Raw genomic sequence first — 21,050 nt, forward strand, 5'->3', positions numbered from 1 at the left:
AACGCGGTGTCGGCCTGTGGTGAGTCATGATACTAAAACCCGTCGCGGGCCGCTCGCTCACGCTTCCCGCTGGCATTCATTCGGATTTGGGTTTGGTCATGGCGACGAAGGCTAAAACGATCCCCGCTGCAACGACCAGCGAAAGCACGGTTTTGACGACGGGTGACAGCCCCAAATCCAAGGCCGCGACTCCGAATGCCGCCAGTCCGGCCAAACCCACCGCCGTCAGGGCTTCGCCGGCGATGACACCGGAGGAAAACAGGATGCCACGATGCAGCACCCGATCATGCGACTGGCGTTCTTTTCCACGGGTACACAACCACGCGATCAGACCGCCGACCAGAATCGGTGTCGCCAATCCGAAGGGCAAGTACATCCCGACGGCGATCGGCATCAGGTGGGCGCGGTGGCGGGTGTTCCGCTTGAGCACTTCGTCGATCCCCAAGATCAGCACGCCGATGCCGGCGCCCAAACCGATCAGGCCCCAAGGAAGCTCGCCTTCGCCGGCAAACCCCTTGGCCAGACTGGCGAACAGACTGGCCTGGGGGGCGGAAAGTTTCTCGCCACCGATCCCGCCCGGCGTGTTGTCGTGCAGCAAGGTCAGCACCGGAGCCATCACGAAGGCCGCAACAAACACCCCGGCGATCTGCATGGTTTGTTGCCGAAACGGTGCCGCACCGACCAGCGAACCGGTCTTCAAGTCGTTGCACACGTCGCCGCTGGTACACGCCACGCAACACACGATCGCCGCGATGCCGAGTGTCGCGACCATGCCCTGGGTGCCGGAGTAGTTGAACAGCCACAACAATCCGCCGGCCGCCAACACCGCCGTGATCGTCATCCCGGAGACGGGGCTGTTGGAGTTGCCGACCAGACCGACGATGTAGCTGGCCACCGCCGTAAAGAAGAACCCCATTGCGAGCATCACGACAGTCGACAAGGCCGATACGCCGACGTCGTCGGTAAAGCGATAGTTGATCAGTGCCAAGGTGGCGGTGCAAACCAATCCGAGCACGAGGATCAATCCCGAGGGAATATCCCGCGTGCCGTGGTCCAGCGAAATCCGACGGCCACGCAATCCATGCCACAATTCGGAGACAGCGGTGAACAACCCCTGGCGCACGGCGATCAAGGACCCGATCCCACCGACGACCATCGCGCCCACCCCGACGTACCGGATTTCGGTGCTCCAAATCGTCCAGGCACCACTGATCGGATCGTCGTAACTCGACGCGCCGCCCATCAACGGGATCCCGATCAACCATCCGATCGCACCGCCGACGAAGATCAACACGGCGACGTTCAAACGGACGATGAACCCGACGGCGACCAACATCGGTGACAGGTCGCCCCCGAAATAGAAGATCCGATCACCGGCCGACCGGGCGACTTGCAGCGTGTCGTTGACCAGCGTCAGAAACCCGGCGCAAAACTTGAACACCGCCCCCAACGCGCCGCCGATCAACAAACTGGTCGCCGCACCGCGCTGTTGGTCACCTTGCTGACCGGCTTCCAACACTGCCGCACAGGCGACGCCTTCGGGGAACGGCAGGTCGTCGTTGTCGGCGACGAACACCCGCCGCATCGGAATCATGAACAGAATGCCCAACAGGCCGCCGGTGAGTGCGACCAGCGAAACGGTCCAGAAATCAAAGGATTGCCAATGCCCGATCAGAATCATCGCCGGCATCGTGAAAATGATGCCTGCCGCCAACGACTCACCGGCCGACGCACACGTCTGGACTTGATTGGCTTCCAAAATGCTGGATCGCTTGAACAGCAACCGAAACAGCAACATCGCCATCACCGCCGCCGGGATCGAGGCCGACACGGTCATGCCGGCTTTCAGTCCGACATACACGTTGGCCGCCCCCATGACGACCGACAGGATCAATCCTAAAACAAAGACCCGCGGCGTCAATTCGGGAACGGGTGCAGCGGATGATTCGGACAAATCACTCATGATCGGATGACATCGTCGAAAAAAGGTGGGATAGGCTTCCAGCCTGTCATTCGGGCGTCACCTGGGAGATGAACGGCGCGGCACACTGCCCAAACGTAGCTACCTTCGCCAAGAAGGTGGCTGCCTCAACCATCCACGCTCTGGCGAGCGCAGCTACATTTTTTTGTCGCCGCTAGAGAGCCGCTTGCGGTGATCGTAATTCCATTTGCCGCTGTTTCGGCAACACCGACACATCGCTGTCATCTTGATAGTGTTTTCGCAAACGGTCCAATTCGCGCTTCATGTCCGTAATCTCGTCGGCGTACTCGGGGTTGTTGTACTGGTTGGTCAGCTCATCGGGATCGGTTTTCAGATCGTAGAACTCCCATTCATCGAATTGATAAAACCGAATCAGCTTGTAGCGATGATTGCGGACCCCGTATTGCCGGGGCACCATGTGCACGCTGGGGTATTCGTAGTAGTGGTAATAGATGCTGCGTCGCCAATCGTCGGGGGATTCACCTTTCAATAGCGGCACCAGCGATTCGCCTTGCATGTCCTCGGGCACCTCCGCTCCGGCCATCTCCAGAAACGTCTCGGCATAGTCCAGGTTTTGCACCAGGTGATCGTCGGTCGATCCCGGTTTGGTCACGCCGGGCCACTTGACGATCAATGGCATCTTCAAAGATTCTTCGTACATCCAACGCTTGTCGTACCAGCCATGGTCGCCGATGTAGAAGCCTTGGTCGGACGAGTAGATGACGACGGTGTTGTCGGACAGTCCCAGTTCATCGAGGGTTTCCATCAGGGTGCCGACACTTTCATCGACGCCTTTGACGCAGCGCAGGTAGTTCTTGGCATAACGTTGGTATTTCCAGCGGACCAAGCTGTCGGCCGTGAGGTCGGCCTGGTGGAACGCTTTGTCGCGTGGGCGGTAGGCGGCGTACCAAGCTTTCAATTGTTCCGGCGTCATTCGTTGCATGTTGCGCCATGCCGATTTGTCGTAGCGTCCGACGATCGCATTGCCATCGAATTCCGGCGTCAGGTCGACGAACAGGTCAAAATTCAGGTGCATGTGCCGGTCGATTTCCAATTCCTGGTGTCGCGCCGGAGCGGCGTTGTCATGCCACTTGTCGAACAAGGTGTTCGGTTCGGGCAGATCGATATCGGCGTACAGGTCCAAGTGCCGCAGCGCCGGCATCCAGTTTCGGTGCGGTGCCTTGTGCTGGACCATCAACAGGAACGGCTTGTCGTCGGTGCGTCCTTGTTTGAGCCACTCGACTGCCAGATCCGTCACGACGTCGGTGCAATGTCCTTTGATCCGTTTGCGGCCGTCCGGGGTGATCAGGTCCGGGTTGTAGTACAGACCTTGGCCGGGAAGAACTTTCCAGTCGTCGTAGCCCTGTGGTTGGCCTTTCAGGTGAGACTTTCCATAGATCGCCGTCGTGTAGCCCGCTTCTTGCAGCAGTTTGGGAAACGTTTGCTGGTTCCAATCGAACGAGTTGCCGTTGTTCATGAAACCATTCTTGTGGCTGTGTTTGCCGGTCTGGATCACGGCACGGCTGGGACCACAGATCGAATTGGTACAGAAACTGTTCCGAAACACGATGCCTTGCTTGGCCAGTTGGTCGATGTTGGGCGTCGGATCGACGCTCTTCAGCCAACCGTTGTACGCCCCGATCGCATGGGGCGCGTGGTCGTCACTGAAAATGAACAGGATATTGGGCCGATCGTCGGCGGAAACGCGGGCGGCATTCGCACCTAGTACCAATAGGCACACCGGCAGCAACAACGCGGGAGGGATTCGACAACACATGAATCGCAGCATTGAAAGGGAAAGGATCGGGCTTGGGGGAATTTTCATCGACAACGCAATGAGTCGATCGCCTACTATACACGCTGCGGGCACGCCCCGGCGGCTGGGAACGGTGTGGGGGACGAAAGCCTTGGCGGCTTCCGCTACGGGTCGAGCTCAACGGTCATGGACGACGCGAGGAGTCCTGGCAGCCGGCAAGCCAAATGGACTCGTCGCCCCGTCCACTACCGGAAAACTCAGTCGTCAAAAGTCGTTCATGAATCAAACCCACCGAATCGTTGCGACGCTGTTGATGTTTGCGTGGATGGGAACGGCGATGGCACAGGAAACCGCGACGCTGGTGGCGACGTTTCGCTACCTCGGCGATCCGCCCGCGACGCGCCGTATCACGCCCCATCTGGATCGACCGTGTTGCGGCCAAGTGCCGCTTTTGGATGAACGGTTGATCGTCGACCCAGCCAACCATGGAATCCGGAATGTCGTCCTGTACGTCTACACGGGGCGGCGCGGCACGGTGCTGCCGAAGCAAGACTCACAGCCCGAGCAGCAACTGTTGACGATCAAGCACTGCCGATTCCAGCCCCACATTTTGCTCGCCCGCAAGGGCGACACGCTGCGTGTGGAAGACAACGATCCGGTGGGGCACAACGCCAACTTTCAATTCTTTAACAACGCCCCACTGGGAATCACGCGGCCGGTCGGGGCACCGTGGCAGCGATCGTTGGAGGAATCCGAACCCGCCCCGGTTTCAATTCGTTGCAACATTCACCCTTGGATGAACGCCTGGATTCTGGTGTTGGACCATCGCTTGGCCGGCATCAGCGACGAAAACGGAAAACTGGAAATCACCGGGTTACCGGTCGGAGAGCGAATCGTTTTTCGAACGTTCCATGAGAGTGCCAGAATCCAGCAGGTTGTCGTCAATGGAAAGAACGAAACGTGGAAATCCAGCAAATTCGAACGCGTGCTCGATCCGGGGGTGAACGATCTGGGCGTGGTCGAGATTCAGGCCTCGGCATTCAAGATCGATCCGAAGTTAGGTTCGCCGCGTGCAGAAGATGGGACGGAAGATGACAGAAAAATGGGGGGCAGAAAAATGGGGAGGAGTTGACCAACCGTCGGCTCGCCACTGCTAACAGAAAATCTCGTCGTCCTCGTATTCCTGTTTGACATCCGGCACAATATTTTTCTGCCCCCCATTTTTCTGTTACTTCTACCCTGCATCTGCGCGCTCTTTGAATTCCAATTCATCCAGCTGAACGTCGGCGAAGAATGCTTGCGGCCGGTCGGCGGTCTGGGGTCGGTTTTCGTGGACCACCAGTCGAATGGCGCTGCCGTTGGCGACGTCTTCGACGGGCAGGGAACCGATGAACTTTTCTTCCAAGAAAACAAACCAATCGTCGCGTTGGCGTTCGATGTCGATGACGTGAAAGCGGTCGAGCATGGTTGGAAGTGCCTCAGACTGGAACACTACATCGACGTCCCCGAAATCGGACGTTTTTGTGCCCACTTGATAGCGATCGCCCTGCAGACGCACACAGCCTCGCCGGGAGAAGGGTTCGGCGGGATCGAAGGCAAAATCGATGTCCACGACGCTGCTTTCCGTCTGTGGCCAAACGAACAAGCTGATGCGTGGGATGGTGTTGGTGGTGTAGCGTCGTGTCAGTGCACCTTTGGGCGTGACGCAAGCGATCGCCGTGGACGCGTCGGGGGCTTGCAGTGTGTTCCAAGCCCCGACCATCGATCCACCGACGTCCCAACCACTGAGCGTGACGCCGTCAAACAGCGGCACACTTCCGACCACTCGGGTCGGGACTCGCACCGCCGGCAAGGAGCGATTGTATTGGACCACGCCGATTAAAAAGGCGGCCAGTGCAAGGATTCCGACGGCGCAGAACGAGCGAACGAATCGGGTGCGACGCGTCCTCCTGACGCGATGCAGATCGATCGTCTGCGTCACGCTGTCGCCGGAAGATGTCACGCCGCTGGCCGTGGACGTTGACGTCGCTGCGTCGGCCAAAGGCAACGCGCGTTCGACGGTCGGCTGCGCGCTGATCCATCCGCGGCGGGCGGGTTCGTTGTCCGCACTCGATGGCACCGTGGTCGGCACCGTCGCCGCCGTCGGATCGGCGTTTCCCATCAGGGCGTCGATCGCATCAATCAATTGTTGGTAACTTGCCGGACGGACCTCCGGATCGGGATCGAGCAAGTCGATCAGCAGCGACATCTGGTCCTCCGGCAACTTGATCGGCAAATCGTCGGGATGAACCAGCAGTCGCTCGGATTTTTGCTGGTACAGCGCGGCGATGCTGCGACCTTGATGTGGCGGTTTTCCGAACAACAGGTGCCAGGCGGTTGCCCCCAAGGAAAACATGTCGGTGCGAAAATCGACCTCGCGGCCACCGAACTGCTCGGGGGACATGTACGCGGGGCTTCCCATGACTTTTTCGCCCGTTGTGATTTTTAATTGCTCGGCACTTTGGTCGGCAAACATCGCCAGCCCGAAATCGGCGATCTTGACAATCTCGGTCTTCGTCGCCGAACCCTCCGGCGGTGGCAGCAGAAGCAGGTTGGCCGGTTTGATGTCACGATGGATCAAATTCTGGCCGACGGCATGCAACAGCCCCGATGCGACCTGCCGCACGATCGACCAGACAGCTTGCGGGGGCAGGAAGCCGGCTTCTCTGACGACTTGTTCGCAGGTTTTTCCCGGGACAAATTCCATCGCAAAGTAGTAGCGCCCGTCGTGCTTGCCGAAATTAAACGCCTGGACGATGTTGGGATGTCGCAATCGGGCAAGCGCCTTGGCCTCACGTTCAAATCGTGCCGCGGCGTTCGGATGGGCCACATTGCCGGCCATGATGATCTTCAACGCGACGACGCGTTCCAGATCGGTCTGCACCGCACGGTACACCGCCCCCATGCCGCCGCGGCCGACCAGATCCACGATCTGGTACCCCGGAACCGTGGCCGAGGGAAACTGCAGTGCGTGAACGATGTCGACGTCCGCCGGCGTCAGTAGACCGCGTTGGAGTGCCAACTGGGAGATGCCCGGTCCGTCCACCCCAAACTGCTGCTCCAACGATTTCGCGTCGGTTTCTTTCAGCAACTGAAGCTCGAGACAGGTTTCGATAAACCTCCGCTCTTGGTCGACGATCGGCATGTTCGGGCGCGAGTATCGGGGAGACGACTATTGATTCAACTGACCCAATTGCCGAAGCACCGAGTCGACGGTGGGGCGGTCGGCGATCGATTCGCCCACATACGCAAATCGGACGCGTCCTTCGCGATCGATGATGTAGGTCGACGGCTTGGCCAGTTCCGCGCGGATCCCCAATTGGTCGACGCTCGACAAATTGATGTCCAACAGGATCGGATAGGGAACGTCGTCGTTGGGAATCTCGCCCCCTTTAATCCGCTTGGTCAATTCGTCCAGCTTCGGCGCCTCTGCTTCGGTTTCGGTGGGGAAGATGACGACCAGCTGAGCATTGTAGGGTTCCAGTTCATCGAATCGCCGTGCCCAACGCGAGGTCTGGGACGCACAGTAGAAGCACACGCCGCCGTACCAGCCCCGGGTGATCACCAGCACCAAATAGTCCCGCGTCATCACCTCGGCCAACGCCACCTGATTGCCGTCCTTGTCGGTGAATTGCAAGTTCGAAAAGTCCTCGATCGCGATCGGTTGTGACTCAGTCACCTCCGCAAACCGGATCCCATCGTCGGGCATGCGGTTGCAGCCGGCTGGCGCAAATGCGACAACCATGGCGAGCAACCCGATCGTGAATCTGACTGTTCCGGACACCTGACACCTCTCCTTGAAAACCAGCCGTACATTGTAGGGGGCCAGCTAGTTCTGGGCTGGATTTGAGACCGGTGCAGATGGCATTCAGGCTAAAAAGGGGGATCGGGTGGCGCATTCTCACGGCCACATGGGACCAATGAGTCTTCTGTGTCCCCTCGGTCCGATCTCTAGGGGGGGAGGAGAGCGCCAGAATTAAAGAAACCCGCTAGAATCGTCCGATTCCGAGTGTCATCGCCGCAGCCACCTCCAAGATGCGGATACTTCGTTGAATCATTGAGTCCACGGTCCGTTGACGACTCCACCTGCCCACCACCGTGACTCCGTCCCCGCCTGGGCGTGGGCCAACGTGTTATCGCTCGATGCGGTCTCCGTCGGTCTGGTCTGGTTGTTCGTGTTCACCGACCAGTTTTGTCATCGATCGCCGTCAGGGTACGAGCTGGCGATCATCGGGCTTTCGATCTGGCTGGTCTACACCGCCGATCGGCTGTTCGATTCGCTGCATCTGGACACCGCGCAATCCCATACGGTTCGCCACCGGTTTCATTTCCGCCATCGGAAAACGATCTGCGTGGTCTGGATTCTGGCGTTGGCGTTGGACACCGCGGTGGTGGTTTCCTATGCAACCGAGTCCCAATTACGGTGGGGATGTGCGGCGATCGCGACGGTCCTGGCGTACGTGGTCAGTGTGCAATTTGTAAAGGATGCGGTGGGTTGGTTTCCCAAGGAATTGCGGGCCGGCATGGTCTTCGCCTTCGGCGTCAGTTTGAACGCCTGGGTCGAAGTCGCGCCCGAGGAATTGATCGCGTTGGCCGTTTCCGTGGCGATGATCGCGTTGGTGTTCACCGCCAACTGTGTGACCATCGCGGCGCTGGAATCTGACATGGATCGCGTCCAAAACTTCGACTCGTGGGTGCTGCGGTCGCCGTTCGCCGCGCGCGTCTTGCCGACCGCCTTGGGCCTTCATGCGTTGGTCGTTGCGGGGTTGGGGGTGGCCGACGTTATCCCCGGAATCCTCGCGTTCTGTTTGATCGCCAGTGATGGGTTGCTGTTGTCATTAGGGCGCACACTCAGCTCGCCAATGCGATGCGGCGGTGCGCAGGCTCGCCCCGGACCATGGGTGACGTTGGCCGATCTCGCCTTGGTCTTCCCCGTCGTGGTGTTCTCTGGCGTCGCGACCATATTGTGATGGATCGAAACGAACTCTCGGTGCGGGGCTACGATCGGTTGGCGAAGGTTTACCGTGGGCTGGAATTCTGTCTGTTCGGTAACTCACTGTTCCGGGCACGCGTCGCGCTGGTCGACCAAATCCCGGCGGTCGGCCGGGCACTGGTGCTGGGAGATGGAACCGGGCAATTGCTCCAGGAACTTTGCGTCGCTCAGCCGGACTGCCACTTCACGACCGTTGACCAGAGCCGGCAGATGTTGCGACGCCAACGCAGGCGTGTCGAACAAGTTGGGGCATCGGATCGCGTGACGTTTGTGCAAGCCGACGCGAGAACGTTTCCGGTGCCGGGCGCCGAGTATGACTTGCTGGTGGCGGCGTTCTTTTTAGATTGCTTGACCGAACGCGAGCTGACGGCTGGTTTGCCTCGATTCTTGGCCGGTCTGCGGCCGCACGGACTGTTCTACTTTGTCGACTTTGTCAGGCCGAACACCCCTTGGCGACGCCGGCAAGCTGCAGCGTACCAGTGGGCGATGCACCGCTTCTTTCGCTGGCAGACGGGATTGCCGAACCATCGCCTGGTCGACCTGGAGCGTGTGCTGGCAAACCAAAACCTAGTCACGATGCACTCCGCCGACCACCTGCATCCGATGACCACCTGCCGCGTCCTAAACGTGGGATAGGCTTCCAGCCTGTCATTCCAACGGGCAAAACGATGGGGGCAAAACGATGGAAGGCAGAATGATGGGTGGGCGTCTACTGGGGGTGTGACTCGAATCCCTTTTCGGGGACGATCAGGGTTTCTTCTTGTTGCATGATGATTACCCCTTCGACCACGCCGACAGCGATTGCTCCGAGGAGAGCGATCGCAACGAGTTTCAGGTAGTGTTTTTTCCCCGTCTTTGACTTCTTGACGGGTTTCTTGCGTTCCAGCTTTTGAGCCTTGGAGAGGTCGTACTCGTTCTTTTTTTCCGCGTGATTGAGCAAGTCACGGGCCGTCTTGCTGGCTGCGTCCGGCTCGTTTTCCGATTTGGGACGGCTGCGTCGCCCCAACCGCTCGTCGATCGCATCGCGCATCGGAGGCAACATCCACGTCATCGACAGAATCTTTGACTTGGACCTTGCGTAGCGTTCCATGTCGACCAGCAAGTCGACCAACTCGGCCGGCGCGCCTTTGACGCCCCGCAGGTCCAAAGGGATTCGGTGGTCGTGCGAGTTGATTTCGCGCACCATCTCGGCCCGCAGTAACTCCATGTCCATCGAATCGTCCTCGGGCCAATGGAGCCGGAAAACCTTTTCGCCTGAAAGCTTGTCCAGTTGTTTGTCTAGTCGCGCCATTTCCCTCTCATCAAACGCTCCGCCTGCGATGCGTTGACAGAATTCGATCCCTGTGTGGGGGAAATGGTACCGCCTTTGGAAAATACCGGACCTTCAATTCGACCGCCGCCCGAGAATCTTCAACGAAACGCAACACGCCGTTAACAATCAGTCGGCCAGACGATGAAGGTGGAATTGGTCGGGGGCCAACGACGACTCGGCGAGATCGATCAGGTGTTGATGGTGGGTGAACAAGATGACTTGCGTTCGCTCGGACAATTTCGAAAACCGCTTCATCGCGGCGACCGTGCGTTGGTCGTCCAGTTGGATCAAACAGTCGTCGATCACCACGGGGATCGCGTGACCGGCGGATAGTTGGTGTTCCAGCGACGCCAATCGCATCGCCAGGTAGAGCGCGTCGGCAGTCCCCAGACTCATCGCATCAACCGGCACCAAATTCTCCTCCTCGTCGGGCGAGGCGGCGATGCCGAACAACTTCGACCGGCCCTTGTCGTCAAACTCGGGTTTCAATCCGGCGTAGCGTCCACAAGTCAATTCTTCGAAGGCTTGGCAGGCGATTTTCAACACCGGGCTTTCGTTCTCGCTGCGGTAGTGTTCGATCGACTGCTGCAAGATCATCGATGCGATTCGCAGCTTCGCGTACTGTTGCGCCTCGCGTTGAATCGTTCCGTAAAGCAATTGCAGTTCCTGGTTCAGTTCGGCGGCCCGGTCGCCGCCGTCGATTCGGGACAGTTCCGTCTTCAGTGCGCCGACTTGCTGTTCGATCGATGACCAGCGTTCGTTGAGCGTCTGTAACGATTCTTCCGAACTCTGGATCTCCTGTTCCAATTCGACCGGGTCGTGGGATTCGACCTGCTCGACAAACTCCTTCACCGCGACGCCGCCGGCGATCAGCGCCAGTTGTTCTTCCGCACGGGCAAACGCCTGGAGGGCCAGACGCTTTTCCGCGGACTTTTGTTCCACACCGGGCAGGTCGTCGGCATCCTCCACCCCGGCTTCGCGACAGAGTTGGGCGAGTTGTCCGCTGGCAGCTTCGAGCACCTGACTGTCCTCGACCAGTCGTTTTTTGGCCGCCGTCAAGTCCGCCTTGAGTCGATCGATTTGGTTCGCAGCGTTCTTGGCGGCTTGCAAGCGTTCGTACAACGCCTGGGCAATCTCCGCGCTCGGCTGATCCGGCTTGCACTCCAGTCCGACCAGGCTGGCGATCACCGAGGACCGCTGGGCGAACGAACGGCCGTCATCGTCGATCGACCGGATCCGCCCCAGAATGATGTCGCGTTCGCGGGTCTCTTCGAAAAGTTTGGCGATCTTCTTTAACCGCATGCTGATCACGCTGGGGCCGACGTCTTGATCGGCGGCAAAGGACGCGATCGCCGTTTTCCAATCGGAATCCCATTGTTTCCGTTTCGCCACATTCGATTCGTACTTGGCTTCCGCGGCCGGAAGCGCGGTCTGAATTTCACTCCGTTTGCGGCGAATCTGGTCCAGGTTTGCGACTGCGGCGGCAAGTTCGTTTCTTAGTGCGGTGGCACGATCGTGCAGGGATTCCAGATCGGCGGGATCGTCGGAAAACCCGGGCGATTCACCGTGGCCGGCTGCGACGGGGCGTGTCGACCAGGCGTTTTGCAGCGTGTGAGCCAGACGCGAGGCGTTGCGGCTGATCCGAGACCGGGTCGACTCGAGTCGTCCGCGTTGCGTTTCCAGCGAGCGGTATTTTTCGACAAACGATTGGTGTTTGGCGATCCAGGTTCGCATCTCGCGGACCTTGCCAGCGCGGACACCGCAACGTTGCCAAAGCTGGTCCCAGCTCTGCGACGCATCGACGGCCGACGCCTCGGCGTGTTCGACCGCTACCTCGGCGGCCGTGATCTGTTGCTTGATTCGAGCGATCTCGGACGTCACCGCGGCTCGCTCGGTCACCTGTTTCTGGTGGCTGCGAATCGTGTCGACCACGTCATCGGCCGTGCGGATCGATTGCCGAACGTTGCGCGTGGACGCTTGGAACGACGCTTCATCGGTTCGTGCTTGATCCAGTTGATCGACCCACTGGTCTCGCGTTTCGCGTGATTGCACCAGTTCTTGTTCGGTCGGCAGCGGCTGATCAGCCTCCAATCGCTTCAACCGTTCGCCCGCCTCTTGCAACTGTTGCTGCAGTTTGGCGAGGGTTTTTTTCGCATCCTCGACGGCGCGGGTCCGATCGGACAGTGTTTGGTCGTGATCATCAATCTCCGCGGCGGTCGGCAGTTGTAACCTCGCCGCATCGTCCAGACTGATCTGGCCCAATCGAAGCTCGGCAACCAGTCGTTCGCATTGTGATTGCAGGTCACGACAAATCGATTGCTCTTGGTCGGCTTGGTCCAACAGTGCCCCGGGAGGTCCGATCTCGGAAAGCACCGATTCGATCATTCCCGGATCGGCGACGTCGGGGTGGCGTTCCAGTTGGTCTTCCAGTTCGGCCAGCTGTTTGCGCAGGGCCTGAAGCGATTCCAGGGAATCCCGTTCTTGCTGGCGGAGCATTTCGCAATCCCCGGCCAGCTCGCTGATCCGAACCTGTGCCGCATCGCTGACGTGCAGAGCGGCGACCAGGGAATCGACATCACCGTCGGTCGCGTCGTCGGGGAGGTCGATGTCCAGGTCACGAAGCAGTTCGCGCAGGTGGCGGTTACGGTTGTTGACCACCCGGTGCAGGTTGGCTTGATCTTTCGACGCCGCCTGTCGCGCGGCGATGCCTTGGAACAACGCCACAATTTCCGCTTCGTTTTCAATCGTCGCGGGGTCGACCGCACAGGATTGAAGTTGTGCTTCGATTGTTTCGATTTCCTGACGCAATTGGCCGACCAGACGTTGGTAGGTTTGGCGGTTGGCGGCCGCTTCACGGCGGCGTGCGGCAAAGTCCTCATCCAATGTGGGCAGCGCGGCGAGCGTTTCCAGTTCCGCCTTGTGCCGTCGCCACACGGGAACGATCGCGTGGGCTTCGCGGAACGCCTTTTGTTTGGCCAGTGACTGCGCCAGCCGTGTTCGTTGGTCCGCCAGATCACGAGATTGCTGCTCCGCCTCGGCCAACTGGCGTTTCAACGCTTGATATTCCGCCGGCGGCGACTGCAGCTCTCGGACGACCTTGCGTTTCTCATCCAATTCACTCAGCAACGCGTTGATGCGTTTTTTGCCGCGTTCGAGGAACAGTTCCTTGCTTTCGGATTCCAGCTCCGATTGAATCGCCTTCAACCGCCCGACGCCCGCACCGGCGGCGAACAAGATTTCGCCGAGTTCTCCTTTGCTGTCCAGCACCGCTTGTCCGCCGGCGACCAGTTGCTCGTGCGACAATCCGAACCGATGGTGAAAGGCGGCTTCGTCGATGCCGCCGAGCATCTGTTCCAACTCCGCCGGGTCGACCGGTGTCTTGTCGTCCTGGGCGTGCAGCTTTGTCTTGCCATTCTTTCGCCGAATCACACTCAATCGATTCCCGTCCGAACCGAGCAGCGTCGCACCGACACGCAGTTTGGCATTGGAATGCAGGAAGCTGTCGGCGGTCCGGGTCGGGATGCCGAACAGCAGCGCGCTGATCGCGCGCAAACACGTTGATTTTCCCGATTCGTTGGGGCCATACACCAGATGGAAACGACGGGGACCTGCGGACAGGTCCAACGATTCGTCACTGAACAATCCGTACGCTTTGAGATCGAGTCGTTCGATAATCATTTCGTCGCTCCGGCTTGGTTGGCGGTCGAATCATCCTGCTGAAGTCGTCCGACGACATCGGCCGCGGCGGATTCGACCAATCCCGCGACCCATTGATCATCAGCAAACGGGAACGCCGCCTGGTCGTCATCCCCCTTGAGTTCCTTGGGCAGCTTTTTGGTCAGCCCGGCGAGTTCACGCTCGACGTGCGTTGCCAGCGACGGATCGTTGCGCAGACCCTCCAGCACCGATGCCAGGCTTTCCAATGGGCCGTCGAAATCGAGCGAGACTTTTGGGTCGCTGGGCATCGCCGTTCGGATCTTGACGTCTTCCAGCCAAACCAATTCGTCGCCGGCGGCAACACTGATCGCCTGCAATTCCGCTCGAATCCAATCGGCATTCTGGTGCAGCGAAGCGTGCAACGCCGACTGGCCGACCAATCGGACGCGGGCCACCAACAGACGTCCCTCACAGGCATCGATTTGATCGGCGACCCAATGTTGGTAAGCATCCAGGATCTGATCGCGCTCCTGCATTTGGCTTACATCGATCCGGCACTCGTGCCAACGCAACACGTCCAGCGGGCGAAACTCGTATCGGCATTGGTTTCTCGAATCGACTTCGATCAACACGCATCCCTTGGCGCCTTGTTCGCCGATGTGCCGGCCCTGCAAGTTTCCGCTGAAAACGATCGGCGGTCCGCCTTCGATTCTGTGATCGCCGCGAACGTGGATGTGGCCGAGCGCCCAGTAGTCGTACTCTTTGTCGGTCAATTGTGCCGGTGTGCAGGGCGCGTAATGTGCGTGCGCGGTCGCACCTTCCAATCCCGTGTGCAGCATGCCCAGATTGAACATGCCCGCGGTGGCTTCGGGATACTTTGCCGCCAGATTGGCTTTCTCGGCACGGCTGCGAAACGATTGGCCGTGAACGGCGACGCCGATGTCTTCCAGATACCTCGATTCCGCTTTGCCGGTTTGCAGAAACAGGTCGCTGCCGTCGGGATTTTTGGGCAGCGGCAACGATGCCGTCATCAGGTTTGCGGCGTCATGGTTGCCGCGGATGACCAGCATCGGGATTCCGGCCGCGACCAATTTGGCCGCCTCTTTGACAAACGCCAAACCGGTGTTTTGGTCGGGCCAGTCGCCGTCGTACAAATCGCCAGCGATCACGACCAAATCGACGTCTTCATCGATCGCAAACGCCGTCATGTTTTCGAGCGCTCGACGTGACGCGCGACGAATTCGATGGGCCGGTGCACTGTCGTAGCGGTCCAGCTTTTTCAGCGGACTGTCCAAATGAATGTCCGCCGCGTGAAGGATCTTTCGTGTGGTCAAGGTTGCGTGGGGACTGGGGGGGGAAGGCGTGGGATAGGGTCCCGCCGCAGCTCGGTTTTCGGGTCGTGGACGAGGCGACGAGTCTCTTCGGATTGTGCTCTATGAGGACTCCTTGCGTCGTCCACTACCAGGATCCGATTCAGCGTTCAAACCAGTTCGAATCTCCGTCTTCGTACAATAACGTCTCTCCTGCGGTCGGATCGGTGTCCACGCCCAGGGCGGCGTGGATCAATGCGGCGGGCTTTTTGTCGTCACATTTGCAAGGCTGGACGACCATGTACAGGGCTTGCCGGGCGCGCGTCATCGCGACGTACAACAAGCACAGCGCCTCGGTCATTTTCCCGGCGGCGTCTCGGCCGAACGCTTTTCGCCACGAGGAATCAAGGAAGTGCCAGGCTTCACTGGTCAAGAACCTGGACAGCCCGACCGGCGGGTCGGTCAACTTGCGTGAATCGGCGACGCACAGCGGCGGCCGCCCGGTCAGACTGCCGTCGAGTTCGGGCAGAAACACGGCGTCGAATTCCAAGCCCTTGGACTGGTGCACGGTCATCACGCGGACCGCCGCCGATTGCGGCCGCTCGACGCGTTTCTCACGCACCATCCGCACGAAATCTCTCAGCCGATCGGTCGCGTTGGGTTCGTACGAAACCGCCAACTGAATCAATTGTTTCAAACGCGTCGTGTCGCGCGGGCCACAAACCGGGGCGATCACACCGGCCAGGTGTTGAATCGTTCGTGCGATCCCAACTTCGGTGACCAGCTCGCGAACAGAATCGGCCGACATGCCGTCAACGTTCCCCAGCGGCGAATGGTCGACGTGGAATTTCCAGCGGCCGTCGGCGGGATGCTCGGCCATCATCAGCGCCGACAGGATCAAATCGACCGCCGCCGAATCGACCAGCGGGTTACCGCCTTCCTGGCTGACGTCGACATTAAGTTGTTCCAACAGAAAGATCAACTTCGCGACGCCTTTGTTGGTCCGCGTCAAGACACCGATCGAACGCCCCGGCGCCGCGCGGGCCAGTTCGGCGATCCGGCGGGCGGCAAGTTCGTAACAGGCTTGGGCCTTTTCCGCGCTGTCGCGGCTATCGATCTTTTCGCACGTTTCCATGCGGACATAACCTGGCAGCGAGTCTTTGAATGCGACGTGATCCGGGAACCGCTTGGCGAACTGAACCACCGCGCGGGCTTCATACGTTGCCTTGTCGGCGTCATGACCGCCAGCGGCCGCGTCGGCGATCTTGTGTCGCGTGAGGTTTTGAAAGACTCGGTTGACCACATCCATGATCACCGGGCTGCTACGGAAACTGGTGTTCTGCTCGACCGACTCGATGCCATCGATTTCCGCGCCGACGGCATCAAAAATCTCCGCCACGCCGCCACGCCAACCGTAGATCGCTTGCTTGGTGTCACCGACACAGAAAAACGATCGCGACACCGCAGACTCCGGATCCGGGTCGGGATCGACGGTCGCATCGGCGGCACGAAACGCCAGCGGCCGGAGGACTTGCCATTGGGCCGGCGAGGTGTCTTGAAACTCGTCCAGCAGCACGTGGTCGATCGCACCGTCCATGCGTCGGCTGATCGACCGGTGATCGACCCGAGAAAACTGGTCGGCCAGCCGCACGGCGATGTCGTCAAATCCGAGCGTGCGCAGGGATTGTTTAAGTTGCGCGACTTGTCCGTCGTACAACGCCAGCACTTGTCCGGTCGCATCATTCTGGGCGGCCAACAGGGACAGGGTGTTGGAGCGGGCCGCGGCATACAACGCTCCCAAGGCGTCGTCGATCCCCTCGGGCAATTTGGATCGCCCCAGCTTGGGTTGCTCGCCGTCGCGTTTGGCTTTGGCGTAGTTCTTGATCAACGTTTCGGTCGTCAGCGAATCGAATTGTCGCGTTTCCAACAATTCCGCCATCGCATCGAACTTCGCCCGCACCGATTTCTGTGGCGGCTGTGACAATCGCAGCGCCCCGGCGGCGGCGGTCAACGCGGCATCATCGGGCGTGGTCGGGGCGTCCAATCGGGTCCAGGCATCGGGGGCCGTTTGTCGTGCTTGGGTGTAGGTGCCCGAGACGATTTGGATCAATTCGCGAACGATCGAGCGTTTGGTTTCCCCTTTGCTGAGCATCGACAGCAACGTCGCCAGTTCGCCGGGCTGGAGCATCGAAACCATCGAATCGACCGCGCGTTCACGCAACCAGGCCTCTTCGATTTCATCGGTCAAACGCCACACCGGCGGCAGTTGCAATTCGAACGGGAACGATTTGGCCAACTGGGTGAACAAGCTGTCCAGCGTGCAGATGCGGACGCGATGGATGGATGCGACCAGCCGCTGCAACAATTGCAAACACAGGCTCCGCGGCAACGTTTCCAGCCCGACCTGTCGCCGCAAATCCTCCAGCGCCGAATCGTTTGCGGGATCGGCCGCTTCGGCCAAGGTCAACAGGATCCGCTCCAGAATCTCGCCGGCCGCCTTGCGCGTGAATGTGGTGGCAAGAATCGACTCGGGCGCCGCACCTTGGAACAGGATCTGCAACAGCCGAGCGGTCAAGCGGTACGTTTTTCCGGTGCCGGCCGAGGCCCGCACCAAAACCGGCGGCAGGCTGCCGTCAAGAAACACGTCACTGGGGGAACGATCGCGGGATGCCACTTCGCTGCTCATTGGTCGCCCTCTCCTTCGCCCGCCGAGGCGGTGGCCAGCATGCGACTGGCCACCCCGGTCTGCAGGATCATCTCGTAATCGTCGTACATCACCCCTTGCTCGTTTGGTGAAAAATCACAGGCAAAGATGCGGCGGACGCATTGATGGATCAGATCCATCGCCTGCTGCATCAACGGTTCGCCGAACTCCGCCAGGTTGATCTTGGTCTCGTCGGCTTTATCGCTGACGTTAAAGTACCCCAGTTGGACCTCTTGCGGCGGCGCCTCGATGCCCAGAAACGGGACCATCATCCGGTACAGCGGCAATTGCAAATCGATCCATTCAAACTCGCCGGTGTCACGGTTCTTGCGGAGATGTTTTTTCTCGGGTTTGTGGCCGTGGGTCTTGTAATCCAGGATCGCCCACTGTCCGGTTTGCTCGTGCCGGTCGATGCGATCAAACCGTCCTCGCAGTCCCATTTTTTTTCCGTCCACGGTGATGCCCGCGCCTTTGGATTCTTCGACGCTGGCCTCGGTCGCGTGGATCCGCCAACCCTGGTCGATTCGTTTGGCTTGTTCGGCGGCGACGAAACGCAGACGCTGCTCGGCCTGTCGGACTTGAAGCCGCACCGCACTCTCGGAGTGATCGCCATAGTGGTTGGCCGCATAGTCGTGCAGATGGTGGCGTAACGATTCAAAGATCCGTTTCTCGTCCGCTTCGTCTTTCTCGTCGGACTCGCCAAAGTGTTCCACCGCAGCGTGGACCAGATCGCCGAACTGGTTGGCGGCAAGCTCGCGGGCCAAATCGTCGACCGGTTTGAGATGCAAGACGTGCCGCAGGTAGAACCGATAGGGGCATTCCAAGTAAGCCTTGAACGCCGTCACACTCATCGTTTTGACCGGGCATTCGGTGGTCTGAATCTTGGGAATCGGCAACTCCGTTGTCGCTCGGTCGTTGTCCCAGCGGTGGCTGACGTTGTCCTTGTGACGCGTTCCGCCCAACAGCGTTCGAATGCGACGGGCGACGTCCTCGGCCGGCGATGCGGCCAACAATCGGCTCGGCGGCGTGGGGGAACCATCGGCGGATCGTTTGCCGACAATCAAACGCACGTCCTGGCGGGTCGAGAGCAACAATTGCGTTGCGTAGGCGTCGCGGGCATAGCGTCGTTCGTTGTCGGCGATGCCCAGGCGTGAACGCAGCGATCCGGGCAAGAACGGATCACTGGTGACCGCCGCGGGGACATAGGGATGATTGAATCCGACCACCACCATGGCCGGCGAATCATCCAATGCCAGATCCAACCAGCCATGGATCTGGACGTCGTCGTCGCCCCGCGCCTGGCCGACACGCAAATCGGCCAACCGTGCGGCAATCATTTCCAGCGCCGATGCGGCCGAGACGGGCACGTCCAAGTGGCCGCTGAGTTTTGTGAACCGCGTCAAAAGCTCACGAGCCTTGGCCACCGCTTCGGCCGTCAGTCGGCGATCGTGAGAAATCGCATCGTCGCTCGAAAATCCGGCATAGATCGAATCGAGCCATTCCAGCAAGCACAAGCACCAATCGGCGATCGGTCGTGTGCGAACCGACGCGGCCGACGCAGGGGATGGAATCAATTCCGAAAGCCACTCCAGCACGGCCGTGCGGAGCTGGTCCGCGACGGGATAGTGCTTCATCGCGGCCGCCGGCAGCGGATCGGCCAGATTCACCGGCAGATGATTGGCCAACATTTGATCGAGCGGGATCAGGTAGTCTTGCGACGCGGCGAGCCGTGACGTCAGGACGCGGTGGACATCGCCGTGCCGGACCAGTGCCGCCAGCGAACGCCAAGTCGGCCTGGCGACCAGGGTGGCGGTCAGGGAGATCAATCGCCCCACCGCCGTCGATGCGACGGTCCAACCGAGGTGGCGGTAGCTGGACAACCCGCAACCGTCCAACTGCATTTCCGTAGCGGCGACGTGGGATTCGTCCGTCACACCGACCGCAATTTGCCCGGTCCGATGGGAAGCGGCAAATTCCGTCACCGCCTCGCTGACCGCGGTGGCTTGATCGGCGATGTCGCCGGCCGGCACCAGATGTTGATCGGTCAGCGGCAACTGCAACTTGGAAAACGCATCGGTTTTCAGGCATCCCAGGTCGTCAAACCACGACGCGTTGTCGGCTGGGGCGGCGATGTAAGCCACCAGGTCACCGTCGACCGCCTTGATCACATTGGCCACCGAGGGGTTCAAGTCGCTGGCGCCGATCAGGACGATCCGGCGGTCGGAGCGAATGGTGTTGCGTTTGATCGCGCGGCGTCGCTGCTGGTGCGGATCGCTGATGCCGGCCGTCGCCAGCTGGCCGAGGTAGATTTCATGGAGCTCTTGCAGCAATTTCCAGCGTTGTTTTTCGTCCGCGCCATCGCTGGCGGTCACCACGTCGGTGAAACTCACGTCATGGGCTGCCAGATCGGCCGTCAAACGTCGCAGCGTGCCGGCGAGTTCCAGCCACGGCCCGATCGCCTCGGTTTCCGGCAAAACGGGCAACAAGGGCCGCAGCGACGTGGCGTCCCGCTGGCGCAACACCCGCGCCCAAGCCAAGGTTTGCTCGAATTCAATCGCGATCGGATTCTCGGGTTCATACAGGGCTTCGGCCAGGTCCCCGGAGGTCAGAATCCGGGGTGCGGAGTATTGCAGCCCTTGGGATTCCGCCGCGCTGCACAGCAAGTTGCCGAACCGCAGGGCCGATTGAGCCGTCGGCAGCACACAGATCCAATCGCTGAAATCCGATACGGCGTTTTTCGTGGCGGAATCGATCATCATCCCCGCCACCATCATCTCCGCCACCTGGGGCAGCAACGGCCGATCCCAACCGACAAACTCACGCCGGCACCCCCGCGTGGGCAAAAGATCATCTGACACGGCCAAGCATCCCCCCCTTTTGAAAATCCGTTCCGGCTAGTGCTTTGTCAGCATTTTATTTTCGGGTTGCGTTTGTCGAGCGGAAAAGGGGGCAGGTACCAAAAACCAAATGGCCCGAAGGGTGCTTCGCATTTTTGGTACCTGACCCCTTTTCCGCGGCACCCCAAGTTTAAAAGTTGCCCCCGCACTAGCCCTGCTGCGTTGTTGTCGAGCATCGCTGTGACACGTTTGGTCCAATCCTATCGATTCACGGCGTTTGATGTGACCCGTGGCGGAGAGCAACGCCATGTCAGCCGTATCAATCGCGACAAACGATTCCAGCGTTACAGCCGTTGGAGCCCCGAGAATCGTTAATGTCGCGCCAACACGCATCCGATACGTAAACCAACGGACATTCAGCGCGCAATCGCTGCGTGCCGTCGGTGTGCCGAGGGGGGCAC

Annotated in this window: 13 protein-coding genes; 4 read left to right on the forward strand and 9 right to left on the reverse strand. The window is 59.9% G+C overall.

Annotated elements, in window-relative coordinates; genetic code table 11:
* Positions 1–76 precede the first annotated feature (76 nt).
* Together H1B37_RS16080 and H1B37_RS16085 are read right to left on the reverse strand one after the other, a co-directional pair.
* Complete coding sequence (locus H1B37_RS16080) at positions 77–1,963, reverse strand: OPT family oligopeptide transporter (protein ID WP_182867676.1); 1,887 nt, start codon at positions 1,961–1,963, stop codon at positions 77–79.
* Between the two features lie 172 nt (positions 1,964–2,135).
* Entirely contained in the window at positions 2,136–3,758 is a 1,623-nt protein-coding gene (locus H1B37_RS16085) for a sulfatase family protein (protein WP_182867677.1), read from the reverse strand.
* Positions 3,759–4,014: 256 nt separating this feature from the next.
* Between H1B37_RS16085 and H1B37_RS16090 the strand changes: the two genes are divergently transcribed.
* Complete coding sequence (locus tag H1B37_RS16090; RefSeq protein ID WP_182867678.1) at positions 4,015–4,869, forward strand: cupredoxin domain-containing protein; 855 nt, start codon at positions 4,015–4,017, stop codon at positions 4,867–4,869.
* A gap of 102 nt (positions 4,870–4,971) precedes the next feature.
* Here H1B37_RS16090 and H1B37_RS16095 read toward each other — a convergent pair whose 3' ends face one another.
* Together H1B37_RS16095 and H1B37_RS16100 are read right to left on the reverse strand one after the other, a co-directional pair.
* Positions 4,972–6,921 carry a serine/threonine-protein kinase gene (locus H1B37_RS16095; protein ID WP_182867679.1) on the reverse strand — a complete coding sequence of 650 codons (1,950 nt, stop codon included), beginning with the start codon at positions 6,919–6,921 and terminating at the stop codon, positions 4,972–4,974.
* 27 nt (positions 6,922–6,948) lie between these two features.
* The gene (locus H1B37_RS16100) at positions 6,949–7,560 is read right to left on the reverse strand and encodes a peroxiredoxin family protein (RefSeq protein ID WP_182867680.1); all 612 of its coding nucleotides are present in this window, start codon (positions 7,558–7,560) and stop codon (positions 6,949–6,951) included.
* Positions 7,561–7,849: 289 nt separating this feature from the next.
* On the opposite strand from H1B37_RS16100, the gene H1B37_RS16105 reads away from it, so the two are divergent.
* Complete coding sequence (locus H1B37_RS16105) at positions 7,850–8,746, forward strand: hypothetical protein (protein WP_182867681.1); 897 nt, start codon at positions 7,850–7,852, stop codon at positions 8,744–8,746.
* Positions 8,746–9,405: a class I SAM-dependent methyltransferase gene (locus H1B37_RS16110; protein WP_182867682.1), complete on the forward strand. Its 660-nt coding sequence runs from the start codon at positions 8,746–8,748 to the stop codon at positions 9,403–9,405. Before H1B37_RS16105 ends, H1B37_RS16110 begins: the two co-directional genes overlap by 1 nt.
* A gap of 73 nt (positions 9,406–9,478) precedes the next feature.
* On the opposite strand, the gene H1B37_RS16115 is transcribed toward H1B37_RS16110, so the two are convergent.
* The 5 genes from H1B37_RS16115 to H1B37_RS34435 all read right to left on the reverse strand — a co-directional run bounded on the left by H1B37_RS16115 (position 9,479) and on the right by H1B37_RS34435 (position 20,610).
* Positions 9,479–10,060 carry a hypothetical protein gene (locus H1B37_RS16115; RefSeq protein WP_182867683.1) on the reverse strand — a complete coding sequence of 194 codons (582 nt, stop codon included), beginning with the start codon at positions 10,058–10,060 and terminating at the stop codon, positions 9,479–9,481.
* Between the two features lie 147 nt (positions 10,061–10,207).
* Positions 10,208–13,759, reverse strand: a complete 3,552-nt coding sequence (locus H1B37_RS16120) for a YhaN family protein (RefSeq protein ID WP_182867684.1) — start codon at positions 13,757–13,759, stop codon at positions 10,208–10,210.
* Positions 13,756–15,072: a metallophosphoesterase family protein gene (locus H1B37_RS16125; protein WP_182867685.1), complete on the reverse strand. Its 1,317-nt coding sequence runs from the start codon at positions 15,070–15,072 to the stop codon at positions 13,756–13,758. The genes H1B37_RS16120 and H1B37_RS16125 overlap by 4 nt, the downstream gene beginning before the upstream one ends.
* 139 nt (positions 15,073–15,211) lie before the next feature.
* Positions 15,212–17,734 carry a UvrD-helicase domain-containing protein gene (locus H1B37_RS16130; RefSeq protein ID WP_182867686.1) on the reverse strand — a complete coding sequence of 841 codons (2,523 nt, stop codon included), beginning with the start codon at positions 17,732–17,734 and terminating at the stop codon, positions 15,212–15,214.
* Positions 17,731–20,610 carry a PD-(D/E)XK nuclease family protein gene (locus tag H1B37_RS34435; RefSeq protein WP_182867687.1) on the reverse strand — a complete coding sequence of 960 codons (2,880 nt, stop codon included), beginning with the start codon at positions 20,608–20,610 and terminating at the stop codon, positions 17,731–17,733. The genes H1B37_RS16130 and H1B37_RS34435 overlap by 4 nt, the downstream gene beginning before the upstream one ends.
* 219 nt (positions 20,611–20,829) lie before the next feature.
* Here H1B37_RS34435 and H1B37_RS33890 point away from each other — a divergent pair, with 219 nt between their 5' ends.
* Positions 20,830–20,964, forward strand: a complete 135-nt coding sequence (locus tag H1B37_RS33890; protein WP_286177809.1) for a hypothetical protein — start codon at positions 20,830–20,832, stop codon at positions 20,962–20,964.
* The last annotated feature ends 86 nt before the right edge of the window (positions 20,965–21,050 follow it).

Source organism: Stieleria mannarensis (assembly GCF_014154935.1).
GTDB lineage: Bacteria > Planctomycetota > Planctomycetia > Pirellulales > Pirellulaceae > Stieleria > Stieleria mannarensis.

Coding starts and splice junctions, on each gene's coding strand:
- H1B37_RS16080 (WP_182867676.1), bottom strand. CDS start 1,963: ATGAGTGATTTGTCCGAATCATCCGCTGCACCCGTTCCCGAATTGACG.
- H1B37_RS16085 (WP_182867677.1), bottom strand. CDS start 3,758: ATGTGTTGTCGAATCCCTCCCGCGTTGTTGCTGCCGGTGTGCCTATTG.
- H1B37_RS16090 (WP_182867678.1), top strand. CDS start 4,015: ATGAATCAAACCCACCGAATCGTTGCGACGCTGTTGATGTTTGCGTGG.
- H1B37_RS16095 (WP_182867679.1), bottom strand. CDS start 6,921: ATGCCGATCGTCGACCAAGAGCGGAGGTTTATCGAAACCTGTCTCGAG.
- H1B37_RS16110 (WP_182867682.1), top strand. CDS start 8,746: ATGGATCGAAACGAACTCTCGGTGCGGGGCTACGATCGGTTGGCGAAG.
- H1B37_RS16115 (WP_182867683.1), bottom strand. CDS start 10,060: ATGGCGCGACTAGACAAACAACTGGACAAGCTTTCAGGCGAAAAGGTT.
- H1B37_RS16120 (WP_182867684.1), bottom strand. CDS start 13,759: ATGATTATCGAACGACTCGATCTCAAAGCGTACGGATTGTTCAGTGAC.
- H1B37_RS16130 (WP_182867686.1), bottom strand. CDS start 17,734: ATGAGCAGCGAAGTGGCATCCCGCGATCGTTCCCCCAGTGACGTGTTT.